Genomic DNA, 2556 nt, shown 5'->3' on the forward strand with positions numbered 1-2556 from the left:
ACGAATGGCTGAGCCAATATCTTTGGAATAGTATTGCCGAGGTACAGGAACATGCGACACAATGGCTATGGTTTTATAACAATGAAAGACCCAATACAGCAATTGGTGGTGTCCCACCAAAGCAACAACTGGCACTAGTGGCCTAAGTCTCTACTTTTGATCTCAGCTAAAAATGGGGAGATTACCTCAGACCTTACCAAATTGCAATCCCAGTTATTGCCGCCCAAAAGGCAAATCATTGCCGCCCTCCCGTGGTATTGCTAACCATTTTTAGCCCGCTCGGTTCAATCAAACGGTTCATTATGGCTATGCAATCGCGATGGGCCTAAGCCGGGCGCAAAAATTGCTCTAATAGAGTTCCCCTTTGGGGATCTGGCATAAAACCTGCTATACCCGAGCAACCCTAGGTAAACAATAACAAATCAAGAGAAAGAATAAAGGAGCAACATCATGATAATTCATAGTGCCTCTGCCATGCAATATCAAGTTGTACAGCAGCGATTGCAAAGCCCGACCACTTCTCCAGTTGCCAGACAGACCAACAGTGCTGAAGATAAAGTCACTTTGAGTTCGCAGGCGCAACAAATAGAAAACGGCATTGCCCGGCAATATGATGTAACCAATATGTCGCACACAGAATTAACCGAAATGGCGAAAACTTTAAAAGACAATGGCTTAATTAGTCACAGAGAACACATGTTAATGACCTTCCAGCTACCCACGAGTATTGAGGCTGGCCAAAGTCAAGATCCCAATATTAAAAAGAATTATCTAGAAAATTTTCAAACAAGATATGATTTTGCTAAACAAGACGATTCTGATGCAGTAACGACAGATATACTGCAAAAAATTACAGGGGTACTACAAAGCCTTTCCTAGTGAGGGGGTCAAATTAATTTACATACCTTTAATTATTGTTCCTTTACACCCGATTATTTAGCAGTCGCTGAGCAAACAATAACAAGCCAAGAGAAAGAAGGAGCAACATCATGATGATTAATAGTACCTCTGCTATGCAATATCAAGTTGTACAGCAGCGATCGCAAAGTCCGACCACTTCGCAAGTTGCCACACAGACCAGCAGTGCTGAAGATAAAGTCACTTTGAGTTCAAACGCTCAACTAGCGAATATTGAGAAAGGTAAACATATTGATTTGGCAAATATTGAGAAAGCAAGACATGATCCCATTTACGCTCTTGAGCAAGCCCAATTAGCCGCTGGCAGCACCGCCCTTAAAGAAGTGTTTTTTCATCAAAATAGTGGTGGTATCACTGAGTTATATGCAGATGGATCTCGCGTTACTGATATGCAATCGCTACGTTATCAGCTATATAAAAAGGAATATGAGACATTTGGCGTTCAAGCACAAAAAGAGCGCCAAGAAAGAGTGGCATTCGTCAATAAATCACAAGCGGAAGGTATGCCGCCTTTTGAAATCTACAAGCAAGTTCGACAAGATTTTTTAAACAACTGGCCTACCGAACCGAAGCCAGGGGCTGATTACACTTTTTGACTAGTACCGAAATTAATATTTTCTCTGAAATCATCACTCCAGCATGCTCTATTAAACTTTTGATACTGGCTGGTTTTGACAGGATGTAACTTCACTAAATTTAATGCCCAGCGGCGCAAAAACGCTAAGATATTACTGGTGCCATCTTCAGCATACATCTTCTGCTTATCTTCCTGAAATAACGTATCTAAAAGCCAATGTTGGTTTCAGTTTGCCAGTGCGCCCGAATTGCGCATCCAAAGGCCTCTTCGGTTATCACTACACTACTCACATAAAAGTGAGTGTCTATGCGGCTTTATCGGCCACTTTTCTGTGCCGTTCAACCGCTATTAATATACGCAGTTGTGTCCATTTTTTCATTGAGTTTTTTGGTATTTCTGTTGAAACACCCATTTAGTTCTTGATATAGAAACGATTTATCAACGCGTAAATATTATTAAGGTGATTGCCTGTAAGTTCTCCTCCATTACTAAGACCGATATATTCAAGTTTTATTGCTGGCTCTATAATAAGTATTGAATTAAAACCATCCATCGAACCGCCCGCTGTAAAAGAGTCTTCAAACCTTGCCCCTCGAAAGAAACCGTAGCCATAATCACCCTGCTCAAGATTGGAATATACATTTCTCATTAAATCCAATGTTTCAGCTGACACGATTGAATTGCTTAATAGGGATTGAACAAAGATATCCATATCGTCAATAGACGATATTTGACCATCACTTCCGTTAGTATAAATATTCATCCCCCATAGCTGAGAGTTCTCTGCATAATTAAGGGCATCAGTTGAATTTGAGAATGAAAATTCATCAGCGATGTAACTATTTAACATACCATTTTGTATAAAAAAATTGTTTATCATATAGTCTTCAAAACGTTGGCCACTGATTCTTTCTATAATTTCAGCTAATAACAAATATCCACTATTGCTGTACTTTGATTGACTATCAGGAGTAAATTCTAGTTCACTATTCTCGACAAAGTAATCGAGCACATCTTGATTGTTAATATCATTGAATGTTTTTTCAAGATGCAAATCATTT

At 39.6% G+C, this 2556-nt stretch carries 4 protein-coding genes and 1 pseudogene; 3 read left to right on the forward strand and 2 right to left on the reverse strand.

The window, feature by feature from the left end:
- The 3 genes from H5202_RS20395 to H5202_RS20405 form a co-directional block, all read left to right on the forward strand.
- Positions 1-146 (forward strand): integrase core domain-containing protein (locus tag H5202_RS20395; protein ID WP_182773673.1); only part of this gene is annotated, 146 nt, incomplete at its 5' end.
- A gap of 304 nt (positions 147-450) precedes the next feature.
- Positions 451-879 carry a hypothetical protein gene (locus tag H5202_RS20400; protein WP_182773674.1) on the forward strand — a complete coding sequence of 143 codons (429 nt, stop codon included), beginning with the start codon at positions 451-453 and terminating at the stop codon, positions 877-879.
- A gap of 110 nt (positions 880-989) precedes the next feature.
- On the forward strand, positions 990-1514 hold the full coding sequence (locus tag H5202_RS20405) for a hypothetical protein (RefSeq protein ID WP_182773675.1): 525 nt from the start codon (positions 990-992) through the stop codon (positions 1512-1514).
- Here the strand turns inward: H5202_RS20405 and H5202_RS20410 are convergent.
- Both H5202_RS20410 and H5202_RS20415 read right to left on the reverse strand, forming a co-directional pair.
- Positions 1502-1868: pseudogene (locus tag H5202_RS20410) on the reverse strand (ISAs1 family transposase); the annotation flags it as partial. The gene H5202_RS20405 and the pseudogene H5202_RS20410 sit on opposite strands and share 13 nt — an antisense overlap.
- A 39-nt stretch (positions 1869-1907) precedes the next feature.
- Positions 1908-2556: serine hydrolase domain-containing protein (locus H5202_RS20415; protein ID WP_182773676.1), on the reverse strand; the 649-nt coding region annotated here is incomplete at its 5' end.

Origin of the sequence: Shewanella sp. SG41-4, assembly GCF_014164505.1 — a bacterium.
GTDB lineage: Bacteria > Pseudomonadota > Gammaproteobacteria > Enterobacterales > Shewanellaceae > Shewanella.